Annotated in this window: 22 protein-coding genes; 19 read left to right on the top strand and 3 right to left on the bottom strand. The window is 75.4% G+C overall.

Translation table 11 applies throughout. From position 1 onward, the window contains the following. Positions 1 to 26 precede the first annotated feature (26 nt). Complete coding sequence (locus tag HL054_RS03975) at positions 27 to 1,247, top strand: acyl-CoA dehydrogenase family protein (RefSeq protein WP_369137461.1); 1,221 nt, start codon at positions 27 to 29, stop codon at positions 1,245 to 1,247. Here the strand turns inward: HL054_RS03975 and HL054_RS03970 are convergent. Then, positions 1,186 to 2,016 (bottom strand): helix-turn-helix transcriptional regulator, encoded by an 831-nt coding sequence (locus tag HL054_RS03970; RefSeq protein WP_369137460.1) that lies wholly within the window; start codon positions 2,014 to 2,016, stop codon positions 1,186 to 1,188. The two genes, HL054_RS03975 and HL054_RS03970, sit on opposite strands and share 62 nt — an antisense overlap. 175 nt (positions 2,017 to 2,191) lie before the next feature. Between HL054_RS03970 and HL054_RS03965 the strand changes: the two genes are divergently transcribed. Continuing rightward, the gene (locus HL054_RS03965) at positions 2,192 to 2,398 is read left to right on the top strand and encodes a hypothetical protein (RefSeq protein WP_369137459.1); all 207 of its coding nucleotides are present in this window, start codon (positions 2,192 to 2,194) and stop codon (positions 2,396 to 2,398) included. A 54-nt stretch (positions 2,399 to 2,452) separates the two neighbouring features. Here the strand turns inward: HL054_RS03965 and HL054_RS03960 are convergent, their stop codons facing one another. Further along, positions 2,453 to 2,707, bottom strand: coding sequence for a hypothetical protein (locus HL054_RS03960; protein ID WP_369137457.1), 255 nt, complete (start codon positions 2,705 to 2,707; stop codon positions 2,453 to 2,455). 158 nt (positions 2,708 to 2,865) lie between these two features. Between HL054_RS03960 and HL054_RS03955 the strand changes: the two genes are divergently transcribed. Then, the gene (locus tag HL054_RS03955) at positions 2,866 to 4,497 is read left to right on the top strand and encodes a glycoside hydrolase family 13 protein (RefSeq protein WP_369137456.1); all 1,632 of its coding nucleotides are present in this window, start codon (positions 2,866 to 2,868) and stop codon (positions 4,495 to 4,497) included. Positions 4,498 to 4,515: 18 nt separating this feature from the next. Here the strand turns inward: HL054_RS03955 and HL054_RS03950 are convergent, their stop codons facing one another. Beyond that, a complete protein-coding gene (locus HL054_RS03950; protein WP_369137455.1) occupies positions 4,516 to 5,721 on the bottom strand; it encodes an acyl-CoA dehydrogenase family protein in 1,206 nt (401 codons plus the stop codon). 154 nt (positions 5,722 to 5,875) lie between these two features. On the opposite strand from HL054_RS03950, the gene HL054_RS03945 reads away from it, so the two are divergent. From HL054_RS03945 to HL054_RS03865, 16 genes are all read left to right on the top strand, one after another. Further along, positions 5,876 to 6,805 (top strand): LysR family transcriptional regulator, encoded by a 930-nt coding sequence (locus HL054_RS03945; RefSeq protein WP_369137454.1) that lies wholly within the window; start codon positions 5,876 to 5,878, stop codon positions 6,803 to 6,805. A 23-nt stretch (positions 6,806 to 6,828) separates the two neighbouring features. Then, complete coding sequence (locus HL054_RS03940) at positions 6,829 to 8,172, top strand: homogentisate 1,2-dioxygenase (protein WP_369137453.1); 1,344 nt, start codon at positions 6,829 to 6,831, stop codon at positions 8,170 to 8,172. Beyond that, a complete protein-coding gene (locus HL054_RS03935; protein WP_369137452.1) occupies positions 8,139 to 9,002 on the top strand; it encodes a hypothetical protein in 864 nt (287 codons plus the stop codon). Before HL054_RS03940 ends, HL054_RS03935 begins: the two co-directional genes overlap by 34 nt. Further along, positions 8,999 to 10,186 (top strand): fumarylacetoacetase, encoded by a 1,188-nt coding sequence (gene fahA / locus HL054_RS03930; RefSeq protein ID WP_369137451.1) that lies wholly within the window; start codon positions 8,999 to 9,001, stop codon positions 10,184 to 10,186. The genes HL054_RS03935 and fahA overlap by 4 nt, the downstream gene beginning before the upstream one ends. A gap of 466 nt (positions 10,187 to 10,652) precedes the next feature. Further along, entirely contained in the window at positions 10,653 to 10,913 is a 261-nt protein-coding gene (locus HL054_RS03920; RefSeq protein ID WP_369137450.1) for an acyl carrier protein, read from the top strand. A gap of 12 nt (positions 10,914 to 10,925) precedes the next feature. Beyond that, positions 10,926 to 12,146 carry a beta-ketoacyl-[acyl-carrier-protein] synthase family protein gene (locus tag HL054_RS03915; protein WP_369137449.1) on the top strand — a complete coding sequence of 407 codons (1,221 nt, stop codon included), beginning with the start codon at positions 10,926 to 10,928 and terminating at the stop codon, positions 12,144 to 12,146. Next, positions 12,143 to 13,282 carry a beta-ketoacyl synthase N-terminal-like domain-containing protein gene (locus HL054_RS03910; protein ID WP_369137447.1) on the top strand — a complete coding sequence of 380 codons (1,140 nt, stop codon included), beginning with the start codon at positions 12,143 to 12,145 and terminating at the stop codon, positions 13,280 to 13,282. Before HL054_RS03915 ends, HL054_RS03910 begins: the two co-directional genes overlap by 4 nt. After that, entirely contained in the window at positions 13,279 to 14,151 is an 873-nt protein-coding gene (locus tag HL054_RS03905) for a beta-ketoacyl synthase N-terminal-like domain-containing protein (protein WP_369137446.1), read from the top strand. The genes HL054_RS03910 and HL054_RS03905 overlap by 4 nt, the downstream gene beginning before the upstream one ends. Beyond that, on the top strand, positions 14,148 to 14,891 hold the full coding sequence (locus tag HL054_RS03900) for an alpha/beta fold hydrolase (RefSeq protein WP_369137445.1): 744 nt from the start codon (positions 14,148 to 14,150) through the stop codon (positions 14,889 to 14,891). The genes HL054_RS03905 and HL054_RS03900 overlap by 4 nt, the downstream gene beginning before the upstream one ends. Beyond that, positions 14,888 to 15,865, top strand: a complete 978-nt coding sequence (locus HL054_RS03895; protein ID WP_369137444.1) for a hypothetical protein — start codon at positions 14,888 to 14,890, stop codon at positions 15,863 to 15,865. Before HL054_RS03900 ends, HL054_RS03895 begins: the two co-directional genes overlap by 4 nt. After that, positions 15,862 to 17,037: a beta-ketoacyl synthase N-terminal-like domain-containing protein gene (locus HL054_RS03890; protein WP_369137442.1), complete on the top strand. Its 1,176-nt coding sequence runs from the start codon at positions 15,862 to 15,864 to the stop codon at positions 17,035 to 17,037. Before HL054_RS03895 ends, HL054_RS03890 begins: the two co-directional genes overlap by 4 nt. Next, positions 17,034 to 17,984: a beta-ketoacyl synthase N-terminal-like domain-containing protein gene (locus tag HL054_RS03885; protein WP_369137441.1), complete on the top strand. Its 951-nt coding sequence runs from the start codon at positions 17,034 to 17,036 to the stop codon at positions 17,982 to 17,984. Before HL054_RS03890 ends, HL054_RS03885 begins: the two co-directional genes overlap by 4 nt. Continuing rightward, positions 17,981 to 18,835: an SDR family oxidoreductase gene (locus HL054_RS03880; RefSeq protein ID WP_369137440.1), complete on the top strand. Its 855-nt coding sequence runs from the start codon at positions 17,981 to 17,983 to the stop codon at positions 18,833 to 18,835. Before HL054_RS03885 ends, HL054_RS03880 begins: the two co-directional genes overlap by 4 nt. Beyond that, positions 18,832 to 19,788, top strand: a complete 957-nt coding sequence (locus HL054_RS03875; protein ID WP_369137439.1) for an alpha/beta hydrolase — start codon at positions 18,832 to 18,834, stop codon at positions 19,786 to 19,788. The genes HL054_RS03880 and HL054_RS03875 overlap by 4 nt, the downstream gene beginning before the upstream one ends. After that, a complete protein-coding gene (locus HL054_RS03870) occupies positions 19,781 to 20,125 on the top strand; it encodes a hypothetical protein (protein ID WP_369137438.1) in 345 nt (114 codons plus the stop codon). Before HL054_RS03875 ends, HL054_RS03870 begins: the two co-directional genes overlap by 8 nt. Continuing rightward, complete coding sequence (locus HL054_RS03865; RefSeq protein WP_369137437.1) at positions 20,122 to 20,532, top strand: hypothetical protein; 411 nt, start codon at positions 20,122 to 20,124, stop codon at positions 20,530 to 20,532. The genes HL054_RS03870 and HL054_RS03865 overlap by 4 nt, the downstream gene beginning before the upstream one ends.

Genomic DNA, 20,532 nt, shown 5'->3' with positions numbered 1-20,532 from the left:
GCGCCGGCGGCAGGTAGCGTCGAACGGTGAGCAGAGCCGCTTCCGACTTCTACGCCCTCGACGACCTGCTGGAGCCCGCCGAGATCGAGGTGCGCGACCGGGTGCGCGACTTCTGCGCCCGCGAGGTCACCCCGATCATCGGCGACCACTGGGAGCGGGCCGAGTTCCCGCACCAGCTGATCCCGGGCATCGCCGCGCTCGGCATCGCCGGGGGCACCGTGCAGGGCTACGGCTCGGCCGGGATGAGCGCCGTGGCCGCCGGCCTGGTCGCCGCCGAGTGGGCCAGGGCCGACGGCAGCATGGGCACCTTCTACGGCGTGCACAGCTTCCTCGCCATGCAGTCGATAGCCCTGCTCGGCGACGAGGAGCAGCGCGAGCGCTGGCTGCCGGCGATGGCCCGGATGGAGACGATCGGCGCGTTCGGGCTGACCGAGCCCGAGCACGGCTCGGACGCGGTCGCGCTGTCGACCTCGGCGCGCCGGGACGGCGACGAGTACGTGCTCAGCGGCCGGAAGAAGTGGATCGGCAACGGCACCATCGCCGACCTGGTGCTGATCTGGGCGCGCGGCGAGGACGGCAACGTCGGCGGCTACGTCGTCCCGAAGGGGTCGATCGGCTGGACCGCGACCCGGATGACCGGCAAGACCGCGCTGCGGGCGGTGTGGCAGGCCGAGATCACCTTGGACGAGGTGCGGGTGCCGGCGGAGAACAAGCTCGCGAACTGCCACTCGTTCAAGGACGTCTCCGTGGTGCTCGACCGCACCCGGTACACCGTCGCCTGGCGCGCGCTGGGCATCGCCGAGGCCGCCTACGAGCTGGCGCTGTCGCACACCCTGCAGCGGGAGCAGTTCGGCCAGCCGATCGCCGGCTACCAGCTGGTGCAGGACAAGCTGGCCCGGATGCTGGCGAACCTGACCGGCATGTGGCTGGTGAGCTGGCGGCTGTCGAAGCTCGCCGACGAGGGTCGGATGACCGCCGCGATGGCATCGATGGCGAAGATGGACAACTGCAAGAAGGCCCGGGCGATCCTGGCCGACGCCCGCGACCTGTTCGGCGGCGACGGCATCCTGCTGGAGCACCACGTCGCCCGGCACCACGCTGACATCGAGGCGATCTACACCTTCGAGGGCACCGACCACGTGCAGGCGCTGATCGTGGGCCGGGAGATCACCGGGCTGTCGGCGATCACCGGCCGGCGGCCGGCCCGGGCGACCGAGAAGCCGGCGGAGCCGCCGCAGTCGATCTGACCGGGAGGTGGGCCGGGGCGTGCGGCATCGCGAGGGCGGCCGCGGCGGCGATGCTGTGCACGCCGAGCCGCTCGCGGACGTGCTCCATGTGCTTGCGCACCGTCCCGACGGAGATGGACAGCTGGCCGGCGATGGCCGCGTAGGGCATCCCGTCGGCGGCCAGGGCGAGCACCTCCCACTCGCGTGCGGTCAGCTGCGGGACGCCGGACCGGCGGCGCTCGGCGTCCAGCCAGATCTCCTGCAGGTGCGGCCGCACGAGCATCGCGAGCTGCCGCTCCCGTTCGGAGAAGGTCGACCCCCTCCCCCGCATGAAGCAGATCCGACGCGCCTCCCCCGGCGCGGCCGGCAGCGAGACCAGCATGCACTCGCGCACCTCGGGGCCGAGCACCTCGCTCATCGGGTCGGCCAGCCAGTCCCGCTCGGTCGGGAAGAAGTCCCGGACGAGGGTGACGCGCCGCAGGTCACCGCTGCGCTGCGGCCAGGAGCAGGGACCGTGCCACCAGTACCGCCAGAAGGGGTCGTCCGGGTCCGCCGCGGTGCCGAACGGCCCGCAGCGGGCTCCGCCCGGCTGGACCCCCTGGAGCAGCAGGGTGCGGCACGCCGAGTACTGGTGGTGCTGGTAGCTGACCTCGACGTCGCACGGCACCAGGTGCAGCAGCCCCTCGAGCAGCGCCCAGGGCAGGCCCGGACCGGGCTCGTCCTGCCGGGCGTCCTCCAGGACGTGCACCAGCGCCTCGGCGTCCGCGGCGTACAGCTCGCCGGTCGTCATGGGCCCTCCCCCGGACGGTGACCCGACGGTAGGCCGGGGACGCCGCCGGGCGGAATACGCCCGAGGACGTATGTCCCGGGGGCGACGGGCTGGGGAGCCTGGTGCTGCGCCGGGACCCCGGTGCAGCACCGCCCGCCCTGCTCACCGTGGCCGCACCCGGCCGGAAGGACCCCCGATGTCCGCCGTCGCACACGTCCCGGGCGCCGCCTGGGCCGCCACCCACCGCCTCGTCGTCCTCGCCCTCGTGACGGCCCTCGTCGCGGCCGTCGTCGTGCTCGCCGTCGTCCTGCTCACCGGCGACGCCACGGTGGCGGGGACCTCACCGACGCTGCCCGCCCACGACGCCGGTTGCGCGGGAGCCCGACCGCACACCGCCTGCTGAGTGCCCGGGGGAGGGACCACCACGGCCGGGGCGGTCCAGCGATCGCGGACCGGGTCAGCCGGCCTGGCTGAGCGCGGGCGCGGTCCGCCGCTGGCACTCCGCGCAGGCCGAGCGGCCGGCGCTGAGCCGGCCCCACTGCTGGGAGCCCCAGACCTGCACGATGGCCCCGCAGACGGCCAGCTCCACCTCCCCGTCCAACTCGTCGGTCGGGCGGTGCGCCTCGACGGCGTGCCAGGACATGGGCTGTTCGGCCGGCTGCGCCCAGGAGCGGCGGTCGGGCCGGGCGAATCCGGCGGCGTACGTGCTCACGTGGACGGTGTGCCCCACGACACATCGTCTCAATCATCTGCTTGCGGGCTGTCGCGGGCCTTGGGGCACCCCGGCTTGGCGGGTTCTGCCAAGTCCTGCGCGGAACATCAGTGACGCGCGCCACATCCATCGCCGGTCCGACTGCCGATGCTGGACACATGGCAACTCGGCTCGCAACGGTGCGGACCTCCAGCAGGCCGCAGGTCACGCCCGGCCAGGCGCCCGCGGAGTGGTGGCGCTCGGCCGTCGTCTACCAGGTCTACCTGCGCTCGTTCGCCGACGGCAACGGCGACGGCATCGGTGACCTGGCCGGCCTGCGCTCCCGGTTGCCCTACCTGTCCTGGCTCGGCGTCGACGCGCTGTGGATCAACCCGCACTACCCCTCGGGCGGGGCGGACGGCGGCTACGACATCGTCGACTACCGGGCCGTCGACCCCGACTACGGCGACGTCGCCGACCTCGAGGCGCTGGTGTCCGACGCCCGCCGCCTCGGGCTGCGGGTCGTGCTCGACGTCGTCCCTAACCACTCCTCGGACCAGCACCCCTGGTTCCGGGCGGCGCTCGCCGACCCGGACTGCGCGGAGGCCGGCCGCTACCACTTCGCCCCGCCGTCGGAGGAGCCGCCGAACAACTGGCAGTCGCTGTTCGGCGGGCCGGCCTGGTCCCGGACGCCGGACGGCCGCTGGTACCTGCACCTGTTCGCCCCCGCGCAGCCCGACCTGAACTGGCGCGACCCCGCCGTCGCCGAGGACTTCGACCGGACGCTGCGGTTCTGGCTGGACCGCGGCGTCAGCGGCTTCCGGGTGGACGTCGCCTACGGCCTGTTCAAGGACGCCGGGCTGCGGGACAACCCCGGCTCCTACTCCCCCACCCTGTTCGGGCACGGCCCGGAGCAGGCGATGACCTGGAACCAGCCCGAGGTGCACGACGTGTGGCGCCGCTGGCGGTCGATCTGCGACGAGTACCCGGACACCATGCTGGTCGGCGAGGTGTGCCTGGCCGACCTGGAGCAGGTCGCCCTGTACTCCCGGCCGGACGAGATGCACCAGTCGTTCTCCTTCCGGCTGCTGAAGTCGCCGTGGGACACCGCCGCCTTCGCCGACGGCGTGCAGTCGGCGCTGGACGCCTTCGGCGCGGTCGGCGCGCCGGTCTCCTGGGTGCTCGGCAACCACGACAAGGACCGGCAGGTCACCCGGTTCGGCGGCGGCGCGCTCGGCACCGCCCGGGCCCGCGCGGCGGCGCTGCTGGTGCTGTCGCTGCCGGGGTCGCCGTACCTCTACGCCGGCGACGAGCTGGGGCTGCCCCAGGCGGTCGTGCCCGACGAGGCGAAGCTCGACCCGATCTTCCACCGCAGCGGCGGCGCCCGGGCCGGCCGCGACGGCTGCCGGGTGCCGATGCCGTGGAACGACACCGACGGCGTCGGCTTCTCCCCCGACGGCGCCGCCGACCCGTGGCTGCCGATCCCGGCCGAGTGGGACCGCTACGCGGTCTCCCGGCAGACCCGGGACGGCGCCTCAATGCTCACCCTGTACCGGCGCGCGCTGGCGCTCCGGGCGGCGCACCCGGCGCTGGGCTCGGCGGAGGCCACCGTCAGCACCAGCGGCGACGTGCTGACCGTGCGCTGCACCGGGGCCGACGAGACCGTCCGCTGTGTGCTCAACATGGGCACCGAGACGGTCCTGGTGCCCAACCCCGGCTCGGTGCTGCTGGCGTCGTCCACGCACGTGCGCTCCTCGGCCGGCAGCGTCGCCCTGCCGCCCGACACCGCCGTCTGGCTCACCGAGGACTGACGTCCCGGGCGGCGCTGCTCAGACGTGCGCCGCCATGTAGGCGAGGGCGTTCTGCCGCCAGTTGAGCGTGACGTGGTGGGAGACCATCTCGACGTCCCGCTTGGCGCGGGAGACGGGGTGGTCGGGGAAGCCGGCCTTGGCCCCGATCAGCGAGTACACCCGGGAGACCGACCGCAGTGACGCCCGGGTGACCAGCGCGTTGTCCCGCAGCCCGCGGGCCAGCTCCTGCTGGGTGGGCACCTCGTGCCGCCGGGCGCGCTCGGCGGCCTCGGCGCTGCCGGCCTCCACCATCAGCCGGGCCATCTCCGCCTCCCCCGACGCCTCGGCGAACTCGGTCGCCACGTAGTCCTGGTCGGCCAGCCGCACCGCACCGCCCAGCGCGTTGGCGACCCGGGTGCTCGACGCCGCCGTCCCGGCGAAGTGCTCGGCCGCGCCCAGGGCGGCGCCGACGGCGACCGCTGCGAACGGGAACTTGCCCGGCGAGGGCCACGGCGCGTACATGGTGTCGAAGGTCGGGTGCAGCTCGCGGCGCTCGGCGATCTTGTCGACGGTGTCCTTGGTCGACTGGACGCGGTGGTCGGGGACGAAGACGCCGTCCACCGCCATCGTGCGGCTGCCCGTGCCGCGCAGGCCGGTGGGGTGCCAGTCGTCGATCCGGGTGGTGTCCTCGCGCGGGACGAGGAACATGTGCCCGACGCCGTCGTCCCCGGCCGGGGCGTTGAACACCAGCCACTCGGAGAAGTCCGAGCCGCTGCAGAAGCCCCAGCGGCCGGTCAGCCGCCAGCCGCCGCTGACGCGCTCCGCCGTCGCCTTCTGGTTCAGGTTCGTGTTGCCGGCGAGGGTGGCGTAGCTGTTGGCCCCCCAGATCTCGTCCTGCGTCTGCTGCGGGAACGCGACGATCGCGATGTTGTCCGAGCTGAGGATGGAGAACACCCACGCCGTGGACGCGCAACCGCGGGCGAGGGTCATCGTCACCCGGGCGTGGTCGTGCTCGCTGAGCTCCAGGCCGCCGTACTCCTTGGGCTTGAGCACGTGGAAGAGCCCGGCTTCCTGCAGCAGCCGGAAGGTCTCCGGCGCGATCCGCCGCTCCCGGTCGGTCTCCGCGGCCCGCTCGCGCAGCACCGGCACGAGCCGCTCGGCGGCCGCCAGCACGTCGTCGGCGGTGAGCGTGGGGTCCGGCGCGGAGGGGAGCTCGGTGGTGTCCGGGGTGAGCGTGCTCGTCACGGTGGTCCTCTCGTCGGGCGCCGTCCGCACCTGCGGGGCGGCGCTCGCTGTGAGTGTCGTCACGGCCGCTCGGAGGGGTCAAACAGGGGCTTCCGCGGAGGAACTGCGGTCCAGCCGTGGTTGGGCGGGGACGGCGCTGGGCGAGGATCGGGACGTGAACCTGGCGGACACCCCTCCCGGCGACTTCTCGCTCCGGCAGCTGGCGCACTTCGTGGCGATCGCCGAGGCCGGCACGATCACCACCGCGGCCGAGCGGCTCTACATGTCGCCGTCGGCGCTGTCCGGGTCGCTCACCGAGCTGGAGCGGCTCCTCGGCGCCGACCTCACCGTCCGCCGGCGCGCCCAGGGCGTGACCCTCACCCCGCTCGGTCGCCTGGTGCTGGACAAGGCCCGCCGGCTGCTCGACGACGCGGCGGAGCTGGCCTACCTGGCGCGCGGCGGTGGCGGGGAGCTGGCCGGGCCGCTGCGGATCGGCTGCTTCGTCACGCTGGCGCCCACCGTGCTCCCCCGGCTGCTCAGCCACCTGGAGGCCACCCACCCGCAGGTGACGCTGGACTTCCTGGAGGGCCCGCAGGACGTGCTTCGGGAGGCCCTCGACCAGGGCCGGCTGGACCTGGCGGTCATGTACGACATGGGTGGGCTGACCGGGCTGGACACGGTCGTGCTCTACGAGGCCCGCGGGCACGTCCTGGTCGGCGAGGGGCACCCGCTGGCCCGCCGGACGACGATCACCCTGGAGGACCTGGCCGCCGAGCCACTGGTGCTGTTCGACCAGCCACCGAGCACCGACTACGTGACGGCGGCCTTCGACGCGGTCGGCCTGGTGCCGCACGTCCGGCACCGCACCCAGAGCTACGAGCTGACCCGCTCGATCGTCGCCCGCGGGCACACCTACGCGATCCTCGTCCAGCGCCCGCTCAACAAGGCCAGCTACGAGGGGCTGCCGATCATCGAGCGGGAGGTCGAGCCGCCGCTGCCGGTCTGCCCCGTCGTCCTGGCCTGGCCGCGCGACGTCCGCCCGTCACCGCGGGTCGAGGCCCTGGTCGCACTGGCCCGCCGCCTCTACGGCCCCCCGGCGGACTGACCGCCTACTCACCCAGGGCGAAGATGGCCATCTTCGGGGGGGCCCGGACCCCGGAGATGGCCATCTTCGGGGTGGGGACGGTGGACGCGCAGGGCGCGGTGCGCCCATGCTCGCGCCGTGCGGGGTCCGCAGAGCGGCGGCCCCTCCAGGAGGCGATCGCGATGGCGTTCTACCGACAGGTGGGCAGCGTCCCGCCCAAGCGGCACACCCAACACCGTCGTCCGGACGGCGGCCTGTACGCCGAGGAGCTGATGGGCGAGGAGGGCTTCTCCGCCGACTCCGCGCTGCTGTACCACCGCGGCATCCCCTCGGCGCTGGTCGACGCCCGGCCCTGGGAGCTGCCCGACCAGACGCTGTCGCCGAACGCGCCGCTGCTGCCCCGGCACCTCCGGCTGCACGCGCTGTTCCCCGGCGAGGAGCACGAGGGGGCCGACCCGGTCACCGGACGACGGCTGGTGCTGGGCAACGCCGACGTCCGGATCTCCTACGCCATCTCCTCGCTGACCAGCCCGTACTACCGCAACGCGACCGGCGACGAGTGCGTGTTCGTCGAGCGCGGCACCGCCACCGTGGAGACCGTCTTCGGCGCGCTGGACGTCGGCCCCGGCGACTACGTGGTCGTGCCGCGGGCCACCACCCACCGCTGGGTGCCCACCGGCGCCGAGCCGCTGCGCACCTATGCCGTCGAGGCCAACTCGCACATCACGCCGCCGCACCGGTACCTGTCCCGGTACGGGCAGTTCCTCGAGCACGCCCCCTACTGCGAGCGCGACCTGCGCTCCCCCGCCGAGCCGCTGCTGGCCGAGGGCACCGACGTCGAGGTGTACGTCAAGCACCGCGGCGACGGCCCCGGCGGGCTGGCCGGCACCGTGCACGTGACGCCGGAGCACCCGTTCGACGTGGTCGGCTGGGACGGCTGCCTCTACCCGTACGTGTTCAACGTCGGCGACTTCGAGCCGATCACCGGCCGGGTGCACCAGCCCCCGCCGGTGCACCAGGTGTTCGAGGGCGGCGGCTTCGTCATCTGCAACTTCGTGCCCCGCAAGGTCGACTACCACCCGCTCGCCGTGCCGGTGCCCTACTACCACTCCAACGTCGACTCCGACGAGGTCATGTTCTACGTCGACGGCGACTACGAGGCACGCAAGGGCTCCGGCATCGGCAAGGGATCGGTCTCCCTGCACCCCGGCGGCCACTCGCACGGGCCGCAGCCCAGCGCGATCGAGGCGTCGCTGGGCGCCGAGCGCTTCGACGAGCTCGCCGTCATGGTCGACACCTTCCGGCCGCTGTCCCTCGGCGAGGGCGGGACGGCGGCCGACGACGGCCGGTACGCGTGGTCCTGGTCCGGCCGCGGGCCGTCGGCATGAGCGCGCTGTTCGACGGGTTCTTCGACGACGCCGCGCTGTTCCCGCCCGGGGACGCGCCGATGGCCGTCGCCGTGCCGGCCCACCGCGACCTGGTGGTCCGGTTCGGCGCGCTGGTCGGGCCGTTCGTCGTCCCCGCGAGCCGGCTGGCCGAGCTGGCCGGCTGCTTGGACGACGGGGACGCCCTGCCGGTCTCGGTGATCGCCCCGGCTCCCGAGCTGGCGGCCGCCGTCGACCGGGTCGTGGCCGAGCCGCGGCTCGCGCTCGTCGCGGTCGAGGTGCCCGGCGTGCTGGACGACGCGGCGGCGGCGGAAGCCGTGGGGGTGCTGGGCGCCGCGCTCCCCGGCGGGGTGACGGCGGCCGTGGAGCTGCCGCGCACCGCCGCGCGGGACGCCGTCCTCGACGTGCTGGCCGGCACCGGCGCCCGAGCCAAGCTGCGCACCGGCGGGCTGCGCGCCGAGCTGTTCCCCTCCGCCGCGGAGCTGGCGTCGACGCTGCACGCCTGCCTGGACCGGCAGGTCGCGGTCAAGTGCACCGCCGGGCTGCACGCCGCCGTCCGGCACACCGACCCGGCCACCGGCTTCGAGCACCACGGCTTCCTCAACGTGCTGGTCGCCGTGGACGCGCTGCTGGCCGGGGAGCCCGCGCCGGCCGCCGCCTCCTGGCTCCGCCGCGACGACGGCCTCGCGCTGGCGGCCGCGGTGCTCGGCTGGCCGGCGGACCGGGTCGCGCGGGCCCGGGCGGCGTTCACCTCGTTCGGCACCTGCAGCGTGCTGGAACCGGTCACCGACCTGGTCGCGCTGGGGCTGCTGACGGCGCCGGTGCCCGCGTGAGCTGGCTGCCCGTTGCTGCCGACAGCGGCTTCGGCCTGGACAACCTCCCGTACGGCGTCTTCTCCACCCCGGGCACCGCCCCCCGCACGGGGGTCGCCGTCGGCGATCAGGTGCTCGACCTGGCCGCGGCCACCGGCGACGACGTGCACGCGACCGGCAGCCTCAACGCCTTCATGGCGCGGGGTCCGTCGGCGTGGGCGGCGGTGCGGCGGCAGCTGCAGGAGCGGCTGGGCGACCCCGCGCACCGGGCGACGGTCGAGCCGCACCTGCTCCCCCGCGCCGACGTCACGCTGCAGCTGCCCGTCGAGGTGGCCGACTACGTCGACTTCTACAGCTCCCGGCACCACGCGGAGGCCCTCGGCCGGATGTTCCGCCCCGGATCGCCGCCGCTGCCGCCGAACTGGGAGCACCTGCCGATCGGCTACCACGGGCGGGCGGGCACCGTCGCCGTCTCGGGCACGCCCGTGGTCCGGCCGTGCGGGCAGCGGAAGCCGGCCGACGCCGACCCGGTGCTGGGTGCCTCGCAGCGGCTGGACATCGAGGCGGAGGTCGGCTTCCTCGTCGGCGTCGGCTCGCCGCTGGGCACCGCCGTGCCGCTGGCCGACTTCGCCGAGCACGTCTTCGGCGTGTGCCTGGTCAACGACTGGTCCGCCCGCGACCTGCAGGCCTGGGAGTACGTGCCGCTGGGGCCCTTCCTCGGCAAGTCGTTCCTCACCTCGGTGTCGCCGTGGGTGGTGCCGCTGGCCGCGCTGGAGCCCGCCCGGGTGGCCCCGCCGGCGCGGGACCCGCAGCCGCTGCCCTACCTGCGGGACGACGACCACCCGTGGGGGCTGGACATCACGCTGGAGGTGCGGCTGAACGGGGAGCTGGTCAGCTCACCGCCGTTCCGCGAGATGTACTGGACGGCGGCCCAGCAGCTCGCGCACCTGACGGTGAACGGGGCGTCGCTGCGCACCGGCGACCTGTTCGCCTCGGGCACCGTGTCCGGCCCCGGCGCGCGCGAGCGCGGCTCGCTCATCGAGCTGTGCTGGGGCGGTGCGGAGCCGCTCACCCTCGCGGACGGGTCGACCCGCACCTTCCTCGAGGACGGCGACGTCGTGACGATCAGCGCGACCGCGCCCGGCCCCGACGACAGCCGGATCGGCTTCGGCGAGGTGACCGGCCAGGTCCTGCCCGCGCGCTAGTTCGGGGTCGAGCGCCGACGTGGGCTGGTCGAAGAGCATCAGGCGCGGCTCCATCGCTTGCTGGCCACCGGACAGCTCGAGCGGGTAGTGGTCCTGGTGCTCCAGCAGACCGACGCTGAGCACGACCCGCTCGTACGGCTCGTAGACCGTCACCGCGTCCAGCGGCATGCGCTGTAGTCCTCGGCGACGTCGACGACGTGCCCGACCCGCGCGCCGGACCCGGGCGGTGCGGACCGGTGCGCGCCTCCTCGCCCCTCTCCTGCAGCTTGCTGCCACGTCGGTGTCGGCCAGGTGAACGGCCTGGCAGGGAGCTGCCACAGCGGTTCCGTTCCGGACGGTGCCCGTCCAGGGTCGTGGGCGTCGGCCTGGTCCATCCCGGCCCGACGCCCCACTGGTCGATCGACGCGAGCGCCGCACAGCCGCGCTCGACCGGGGCCCCTGGCACGCCGCGACCCGAGGAGAAGTCATGCCCCCCGTGACCACGGACATCGAGAACGAGATCAAGGAGACCGTCTGCGACATCCTCGAGGTGGAGCCGGACGAGGTGACCCGCGTCAGCCTGTTCAAGGAGGACCACGACGCCGACTCCCTCCGCGCCATCGAGATCCTGGCCAGCCTGGAGCGGATGTACGGCATCACCCTCGACCAGGCCGAGCTCGCCAAGATGGTGAACCTCGAGGGCATCTACGCCGTCGTCTCCGCCGCACTCGCCGCGCAGGGGCGCTGAACCGTGCCCCCCGTGCGGGAACGTCCTGACGGACGGCGGCGCGTCGCCGTCACCGGCCTCGGGATCGTCAGCGCGATCGGGCTGGGCGTCGACGAGTTCCTGGCGGGCCTCCGCGCCGGCACCTCGGCGGCGCGGCCGATCTCCGCCTTCGACACCGAGGGGTTCGACTACGCCAACGGCTGCGAGGTGCCCAACCGCACGGCTCCGGCGACCGACCGCGGCCGCTCGGCCCAGTTCGCGGTGGACGCCGCCCGGCTCGCGGTCGACGACGCCGGCCTCTCCCCGGCCGACATCGCCGCCCAGCGGGTGACCATCGCGGTGGGCACGACCGACGGGGAGAGCCGGGACCTCGACGACCTGACCGCGCAGCAGTGCGCCGACGGGCCGGAGGCGATGGACCCGGCCGTCGTCGACCGGGTGCAGCCGCTGCGCATGTCGGCGGCGATCGCCCGGGAGTTCGGCGCCGAGCGGGCCGACGTGCTGACCCTGGCCACCGCCTGCGCCGCCGGCAACTACGCCATCGGCTACGGCTACGACGCCGTCCGGTCCGGCGAGGCCGACGTCGCGCTGGCCGGTGGCGCCGACGCGCTGTGCCGCAAGACGTTCACCGGCTTCTACCGGCTGGGCACGATCGCCCCGGACGTCTGCCGGCCCTTCGACGCCCACCGCGAGGGCATCCTGACCGGCGAGGGAGCCGGGATCCTCGTGCTCGAGCCGATGGACGTCGCGCTGGCCCGGGGGGCACGGATCTACGCGGAGGTGCTCGGCTACGGACTGGCCTGCGACGCCACCCATGCCGTCGCCCCCGACGGTCCGGGCATCGCCCGCTGCATCTCCGTCGCGCTCGATGCCGCCGGCGTCGCCCCGCACGAGGTGGACCTGGTCTCCGCCCACGGGACCGGCACCCGGGCCAACGACGTCACCGAGGTCGGCGCGCTGTCCGCCGTCTTCGGCCAGGCACTCCCCCGCACCATCTCGATCAAGTCCATGCTCGGTCACTCGATGGGTGCGGCGAGCGCACTGGGCGCGGCCGCCAGCGCGCTGGCGCTCCGACACCAGTTCATCCCACCGACGATCAACCACCGCGACACCGACCTCGACTGCCCGGTCGACTGCGTGCCCAACGTCAGCGTCGACGCGGACCTGTCCGTGGTGCAGAACAACGGCCTGGCCTTCGGCGGCAACAACGCCGTCCTGGTGCTCGGCCGGGTCGCCGACGAGGTCCCGGCGTGACCCCGGCCCCGCCCGTCGGCACCGCGATCTGCGGCCTGGGCAGCGTCACCAGCATCGGCGGCTCCCCGGACGCCTGCTTCGACGCCCTGCTGCACGGCCGGACGGGCCTCGCGCCGCTGCGGGTCTTCGACCCGGACCGGTACAACGTCACGTCCGCCTACGAGGTCGACGACCGCCCCGACCGGACCGACCGGCCCGGTCGGGCCGGCGACCTGCTCGTCACCGCGGTCCGCCAGGCCGCCGAGCAGGCCGGGCTGGACGACCTCACCGACGTGCCCGTGCTGGTCGGCACCGGCCTGCGGGAGCAACGGACCGCGGAGCTGGCCTGGGCCGCGCGCACGACCGTCGACCCCGACCGGCTGCACTTCGGCGGGGTGCTCGGCGACGAGCTCGGCGCCCGGGACGTGCACACCTTCTCCAACGCCTGCTCGGCCTCCCTGTACGCACTGGCCCTGGGAGCGGACCTCGTCGAGGGCGGCGCCCCCGACGTGGTCGTGGCCGGGGTGGACGTGCTGACGGCGAGCATGGTCGGCCTGCTGGACCGGGTGCACGCCGACCCGCCGGACCGGGTGCGCCCCTTCGACAGCGACCGCAAGGGCGTCGTGCTCGGCGAGGGCGCGGCCGCGGTCGTGCTGTCCCGCCGACGCCCCGCGCTGGCCCGGCTGTCGGCGGTGGCCCTGGGCTGCGACGCCTTCCACGTCACCGCTCCCGACCCGCTGGGCATCGAACGCACCATCCGCGCGGGGCACGAGGCCAGCGGGGTCGACGCCGTGGACGTCGACGTCGTCTACGCGCACGGCACCGGCACGGTGCTCAACGACCAGGCCGAGGCCCAGGCCCTGGCCCTGGTGTTCGGCAACGGCGACTGCGGGCCGGCGATCGCCGCGGTCAAGGGCGCGACCGGCCACACCTCGGGCGGATCCGGGCTGTTCAGCCTGGTGATGGCCGTGCTGGGCCTGCAGCACGGGCGGGTCCCGGGCATCAGCGGCCTCCGTGCCGTGCACCAGGCCGCCCGCGGGCTCGGCGTCTCCGCCCTGCCCCGGCAGCTGCCCGGGCACTCCGTCGTGCAGGTCAACGCCTTCGGTTTCGGCGGCCTCAACGCGGTCGCCATGCTGCAGCGGGCGGACACCCGATGACCACCCTGCAGCCGGCCCCCGCCCGCTCCGGCGACCCCCTGTCCGGGAACCCCCTGTCCGCCACCCCGCCGGCCGCCCTCCTGACGGGCCCCTGGGGCAGTGCCCGCATCGTCTCCGTGGGTGCCGTCCTGCCGGCCCACGGCATCGCGCACGCCGACCAGCTCCTGCACCCGGGAGAGCCGACGGACTTCGACCCGGTGGCGGTGCTGGGTCGCAAGGGCACCCGCTACAAGGACCGCGCGACGCTGCTGGGCGTGGCCGCGGCCGCGCAGGCCCTGGACGCCGCGGCCGTGGACCGCACGGTGCCGCGCAGTGACATCGGCCTGCTGGTCGCCAGCTGCTACGGCAACCTCTCCGCAGTCTGCGAGAACGCCGAGCTGATCGACCGGGCCGGGGTCTCCTCGCTGAGCCCGCTGGCCCTGCCCAACGCCAGCAGCAACGTGGTGGCGACCGAGATCAGCATCCGCCGGAAGCTGCAGGGCGTCGTCCTCACCGTGTGCAACGGGCACGCCAGCGGCTGGGCGGCGCTGCGCTGGGGCATGTCCCTGCTTTCCGCCGGACGCAGCAGCAGCGTGCTGGTCGTCGCGGTGGAGGCGCCCTCGCCCCACGAGCAGCAGCTGCGGGGAGCCGCCGCACCGCTGGTCGACGGCGCGGTGGCGGTGCTGCTGACCGCGCGGGACGCCCCGGCGGTCCCGGTCCGGAGTCCGGGCGGGGCGCCGGGCGACGAGACGCCGCTGCCCGGCCACGAGCTCGCCGCCGTGCACGGGCTGCTGGTGATCGCCCGGGCCGCGGCCCGGGCGCGGGAGACCGGGTCCGCGGTCACCTGCGGAGGCGGGCCCGGCGAAGGCGACTGGGCGGTGCTGCCGTGACGGCCCGGGTCGTGCTGCTGCACGGCCTGGCCGGGTCGCCCCGCATGTGGCAGCAGCTGCGCGGGCAGCTGCCGGCGGAGTGGTGCGTCACGGCGCCCGAGCTGCCCTGGCACGCCGCCGCCGACGGCCGGTGGGCGCACCGGCCGGGCGATGCGGCCGCCGCCCTCGCCGGGAGCCACCGCGACGGGGACGTCCTGGTCGCGCACTCGTTCGCGGCGACCCTGCTGCTCGCCCAGCTCGCGGCCGGGTCCGGCCCGCAGCCCGCCGGGGTGGTGCTCGTCTCGCCGTTCTACCGCAGCAGCACGGCGGACTTCGACTGGTCGACCATCACCCACTACCTCGTCGACTTCCACGAGATCCTCGCCGAGGGCGTGCGGGCCGCGTCCCGGCGCTCGATGGCCGACGACCTGCTGATGGACATCGCCGTGGTGGTCCGGGCCCGGGTCGGCCCCTACGCCTGGACCCGCTTCTTCGAGGCCTACCTCGCCACCCCGACCCTCGACCTCGGCGGACTGCTGCAGCCGGTGCACGTGGTGCACGGGGTGCACGACGCCGCCGCCCTGCTGTCCGACGCGCACGCCCTGCGGGCCGCACTCCCCGACGCCCGACTCGTCGAGGCCGCCACCAGCGGCCACTTCCCGATGCTCGACGACGCCCCGCTGCTCGCCCGGGTCGTCGCCGCAGCCGTCCACCAGCCACCGGCCCCCTCCCGCCCCGTTCCCGAAGGAGTTCCCGCATGACCGCTGTCACCGACGTCCAGCCGACCGCCGCCCCGGCCACCAGCACCACGCTGCGCCCCCGGTTCGAAGGCACCAACATCTGCACCTGGACCGGCTTCAAGCACGTCAACTACCTCGTCGAGGAAGCCGTGCTCGACCACCTCCGGCAGCGCGGCTGGGCCGCCCGGACGCTGTTCGAGCAGTACGGCCTCGGGGTGGAGCTGACCGCCATCGACACCCGGATCCTGCACGCCCTGCACTACGACGACGAGGTCCGGGCCACGGTCACGGCGAGGCCCGAGCGGGACGGCGCGATGCGGCTGCGGGTGGCCATCGAGGCCGACCGCCCCGGCGGCGCGGTGAAGGCCGTGTCCTCCCGGGTGAGCGTGCAGCTGCGGATCGACGACCGGCACGGCAGCGCGCCCCAGCCGGTCCCCGCGGAGCTGGCCGCGCACGCCGTCGCCCGGGTCGGCGACGACAGCCGGCGGGTCCCGCTCGGCGCGCTGGCGCTGGAGACCGGCCGCGGTGCCGTCACCCAGGACGTGCCGGCGGAGCTGCGCACCGGCACTGGGCCGGCCATCGCCTGGCGCTGGCGGATCCCCTACTTCTACTGCCACGCCACCGTGCGGCTGCAGATGTCGGGCCTGCTGCGCCAGATGGAGGAGGTCGTCGACCTGTTCCTCGCCGAGCGGGGCGTCAGCATCCGCACCCTGCTCGACGAGCAGGACTGGATCCCGGTCGTGCCGCACTCGTCGATCACGATGCTGGGCGAGGCGCTCATGGAAGAGGACCTGGTCACCGTGCTGGAGGTCGACCACGTGTTCAAGACCGCGACCTACGACGCCCGGATGGACTGCTACGTCGTCCGGGGCGAGGAGCTGGTGCAGGTCGCCACCGGCCGCATCACCCACGGCTACGCCCACATCGACGGCCGCGGCGACTGGTCCCTCGTCGCGTTCGACGAGCGCATGCTCACCGCGGTCGGCGCGCGGTGAGCCTCGGGATCTCCGTCACCGGCACCGGTGCGGTGAGCTCGGCCGGCGCGGACGTGGACGCGATGTGGGCGGCCATGGGCCTCGGGCTCCCCACCGTGCGGCAGGTCGGCGACGAGTTCGCGCACATGCCGGTGCGGATCCTGCACGCGGTGGACGCCGAGGTCGCTGCCCTGCCCTCGGCCACCGGGCCGGGCACCGCCGGCCGGACGGCGGCGCTGGCCGCCACCGCCGCCCGCGAGGCCCTGGCCGCGGCGGGTCCGGACGCCGAGCCGGTCGACCCCCGCCGGGTCGGCGTGGTGGTCGGGACGGGGATGGGCGAGTCCGGCGAGCACGAGCGGCGCCGGGAGGGCGCGCCCACCTCGGCCAGCGCGGACCAGCCGCTGTTCGGCGTCGCGGCCGAGGTCGCCCACGCCATCGGTGCCCGCGGGCCGGCGGTCAGCGTCAGCAACGCCTGCGCGGCCAGCGCCTACGCCATCGCCCTGGCGGCGGACATGCTCCTCGACGGGGAGTGCGACGCGGTCCTCGTGCTGGGCGCCGAGTCCTACTCCCGGGTGGCGCTGGGCTGCTTCAACCGGATGGGGGCGGTCGACCCGCTGGGCTGCCGCCCGTTCGCCGAGAAGCGCGCCGGCACCGTCTTCGGCGAGGCGGCCGCAGCGCTGGTGCTCGAGCGCACCGCGGACGCCCGCCGCCGCGGCGCGCCGGTGCTGGCCGAGCTGCTCGCGGTCGCCACCAGCTGCGACGCCGGCCACCCGACCGCACCGGACCCCGCCGGGGAGCAGGCCGCCCGCTCGCTGCGCGAGGCGCTGGAGAGCGCCGGGGTCCAGCCCGCCGACGTGGGTGCCGTGCTGCCGCACGGGACCGGTACCCAGCTCAACGACGCGGTCGAGGCCGACGTCCTGCGGACGGCGTTCGACGGCCGGCCCGTCCCGCTCTACAGCCTCAAGGCGCTGGTCGGCCACACCGGTGGCGCAGCCGGAGCGCTGGCCGCGGTCGCCGCGGTGGAGATCGCGCGGCACGGCGAGGTGCCCGCCAACGTCGACGTCGGTGACCTCGACCCCGAGTCCCGGGTGCGCGTCGACCGGTCACCGACGCCCGCCGCCGGCGCCGTCGTGGTCAACGCGTACGCCTTCGGCGGCAACAACGCGACCCTCGTGCTCGCGGGTGCCCCGTGACCGCCGCCGTCACCGTCACCCGGGTCGGCCAGTGCCTGCCCGCGGCGCTCAGCGTCGACGGCGCGCCGGCCGGCGTCGGCCCGGTCCGCGACCAGGACTGGTTCGACGTCACCGAGCGCCTCGGCCGCCGGGGGTACCGGTACCTGCCGCTGCCCAGCCAGCTCGCCATCGCCGCCGGCCGGGACGCCGCCGTCGGCGCGGACCCGGCGCTGCCCCCCGAGCAGCGCACCCTGTGGCTGGGCACCGCCTCGTCGGCGTCCCGGGTGCACGCACCTCTCGACGCGACCATCCGGCAGAGCAGCTCCGACGAGCTGAGCCCCGCGGCCGCGCCGTACTTCTCGGTGAACCTGATGGCCGGGCGGCTCGCCTCGGACCTCGAGGCGCGGGGCGGGGCGACCACCTTCACCACGCCCACGACCGCCGGGCTGGACGCCCTCGCGGCCGCCGCCTCCGCGCTGCGGCTGGGGAGGTGCGCGCGTGCGGTCGTCGTCTCGGTGGAGGTGCCGCCCGCGGCCGGGCAGCCACCGCTGGAGGGAGAGGCGGCCGGGGCGGTCGCCTTCTCCGTGGTGGACGCGCCCGCCGGGACCACGGTCCCCGGCCTGGCCGACGTCACCGTGCGCCGCGGCTCGTGGCGACCGGACACACTCCTCGACGACGTGTCCTCGCTCGTCCAGGAGCACGTCCGCGTCGCCGGGCCGGCCCCCGTGGCCGTCGATCTGCACGCCGTCCCGCAGGCCCACGCGCTGATCGCCGACGCCGGGCTCGCCGACCACCTGGGCGTCCCGGTGCGCCTCACCGCGGTCACCGCCGGCGGTCTCGCACCGGCGGCGGCGGTCGCGGCGGCCGTCCTCGACGGGGCGCCCCGGATCGTCCTCGTGGCCGGGGCCATGGGCCATCTCGCCGCCGTCCTGGTGCGGCCGCACGACGACAGGGAGACGGACCGATGACAGCACTGCTCAACGGACGGGAGGCGGCGACCGCGGTCGCACCGGCGACCGGGGTGCGGGCCGGGCAGTGGGCCGTGGTGCTCGGTGCCTCCAGCGGGATGGGCCGGGCCGTGGCGCTGCGCGCAGCGGCCGAGGGCATGCACGTGTTCGGGGTGCACCTGGACACCGCCAGCCGGCAGGACGACATCGCCGCGCAGGTCGCCGAGCTCGAGGGGCACGGCGTCTCGGTGCACTTCGTCAACGGCAACGCGGCCGGGGCGGCCACCCGTGAGCTCGCCGTGGCCGAGCTGCGCGAGCGCTGCGCGGGCAGCGGGGTGGGGCTGGTGCTGCACTCCCTCGCCTTCGGCTCGCTGCTGCCCTACGTGCCCGGACCGGACGGCGCGGACGACGCGGCGTTGCTGTCGCCCAAGCAGATGACGATGACGCTGGAGGTGATGGCGCACAGCCTGGTCTGGTGGGTCCGCGACCTGCTGGCGGCCGGCGTGCTGCTGCCCGGATCGCACGTCCTGGCCATGACCAGCGCCGGTGACTCCCGGGTCGCGCCGTCCTACGGCGCGGTGTCGGCGGCCAAGTCGGCGCTGCTGGCGCACTGCCGGCAGCTCGCGGTCGAGCTGGCCCCCTCCCGGATCAGCGTCAACGCGCTGCGCGCCGGCGTGACGCTGACCCCCTCCCTGGAGCGGATCCCGGGCAGCGCGCGGCTCGTCGACGTCGCCCGCGCGGCCAACCCCCACGGCCGGCTGACCACCCCCGAGGACGTCGCCGAGGCAGCCCTGACGCTGGCCGCCAGCAGCAGCGGGTGGGTCACCGGGAACGTCGTCGCGGTCGACGGCGGCGAGGGGCTGACCACGTGAGCGGTCCCCCGCGGGGCACCCCGGCCCGGCTCGCGGGCCGGCTGGGGCAGGGCGCCGCCTCGACCGGCTACGGCCTGGCCGCCGGTCTCGCCCTGGCCTGGCGGGTCTACCACCCGCCGCGGGAGTCCGGCACCGCCACCCCGGCCGACCACGGCCTCCGCTACGAGGACTGGACGTGGCAGACCCACCGCGACGGGCTGCAGGCCAGCGGGTGGTTCGTGCCCGGCAGCGGCCCCACCGCGGTGGTGCTGTCCCACGGCATGGGCCGGTCCCGCCAGGCGGTGCTGCCGCACCTGCGCCTGCTGCACGACGCGGGGCACTCCGTGCTGGCCTACGACCTGCGCAACCACGGTGCCAGCGGCGGCACCTGGCGGACCTGGAACATGGCCGAGCGGTACACCCGCGACCTGCAGGACGCGGTGGCCGCGGTGCGCGCCGACCCGCGGGTCCCCGGACGCGTCGGGGTCCTCGCGTTCTCCTTCTCCACCTGGCCGGCGGTGTACGCGACCCGCCGCCACCGGATGGCCATCGACGCCGTGGTGTGCGAGAGCGGGCCGGTCGCCGACATCGGCGGCGCCTTCGCCCGGCTCGCCCGCCTCAAGGCGCTCACCCTCCCCCGGCTGGGGTCCGGCTCAGCCGGTGAACGCGCGTTCGTCGCCACCGCCCGCGCCGCCGGGATGGCCGTGCTGGCCGTCCGCGGCTGGCCGCCGCGCGCCGCTCCCGGCTGCCCGCTGCTGCTGATCGGTGGCGGGCGGGACCGCATCCTGCCCGGCGCCGAGGTCGCCGCCCTGGCCGAGGTCCTGCCCGGCGCACGGTCCTGGACCGTGCCGCGGGCGCTGCACGTGCACGGCCTGCGCGCCGACCCGGACGGGTACCGGGCGACCGTCACCGACTTCCTGGGCGAGCACCTGGGCGCCCGGTCCGGCGCCGACCGCGAGGTGCGGGGTGCCTGAGGCAGCCGCCCCCGCCGGGTGGCTGCTGGTGGCCAGCCGTCCGCCGGCGCCGCACACCGGCGACCTCTGGGCGGATGCCACCGCGCTGCGCCGCACCGGCGCGGCGGTCACCGTCATCGCCACCGACGACGTCTGCGCCGAGGCGGTCCTGGGCCTGGGCGGCGTCCCGGGTGCGGTGGCCGCCGGCGTGACGGTGCTCGTGGACTCGCACGCCGCCGAACGGCGCAACCTCGCCGGGCGGCTGCCGGCGGGCACCGCGGGCGGACCCTGCGGCGCCACCGACGACGAGGTCGCCGCGCTGCTCCTGGACCCCGCGCTCCGGACGGTGTGGCGGTGAGCGCACCGGACCGCCCGGCCGACTGGGACCTGCTGGTGGCGGTGATGGGTGCGCCGTACGACAGCGACGCCACGAGCACGGTGCTGCGCTGGGTCGACGCGGCCACCCGCCGGGACGCCCGCGTCCAGGTCTGGACCTGCGGCTACGCCACGCTGCTCACCCAGCGCAGCACGGGCCCGGTCAAGGAACCCAACCCCCTGGACCGGACGCGGGAGCACGCCACCGCCCGGGGCCGGATCGAGCAGCTGCTCGCCGAGCGGCCGACGCTGCAGTGGTCGTCCTGCCGCTTCTGCAGCACCGAGCGCGGCGCCCTCGACCACATCGATGCGGTGCGGCTGCGCCCGGCACTGAGCTTCGGCTCGCACGTGCGGGAGTCGGCCAAGACCGTCTTCGTGGGGCTGACCTGA

The sequence above is a fragment of the Modestobacter versicolor genome, assembly GCF_041028285.1.
Taxonomy (GTDB): Bacteria; Actinomycetota; Actinomycetes; order Mycobacteriales; family Geodermatophilaceae; genus Modestobacter; species Modestobacter versicolor_A.
Note: the sequence above shows the minus strand (reverse complement) of the source record. Positions and strands in the feature narration are given on the sequence as shown.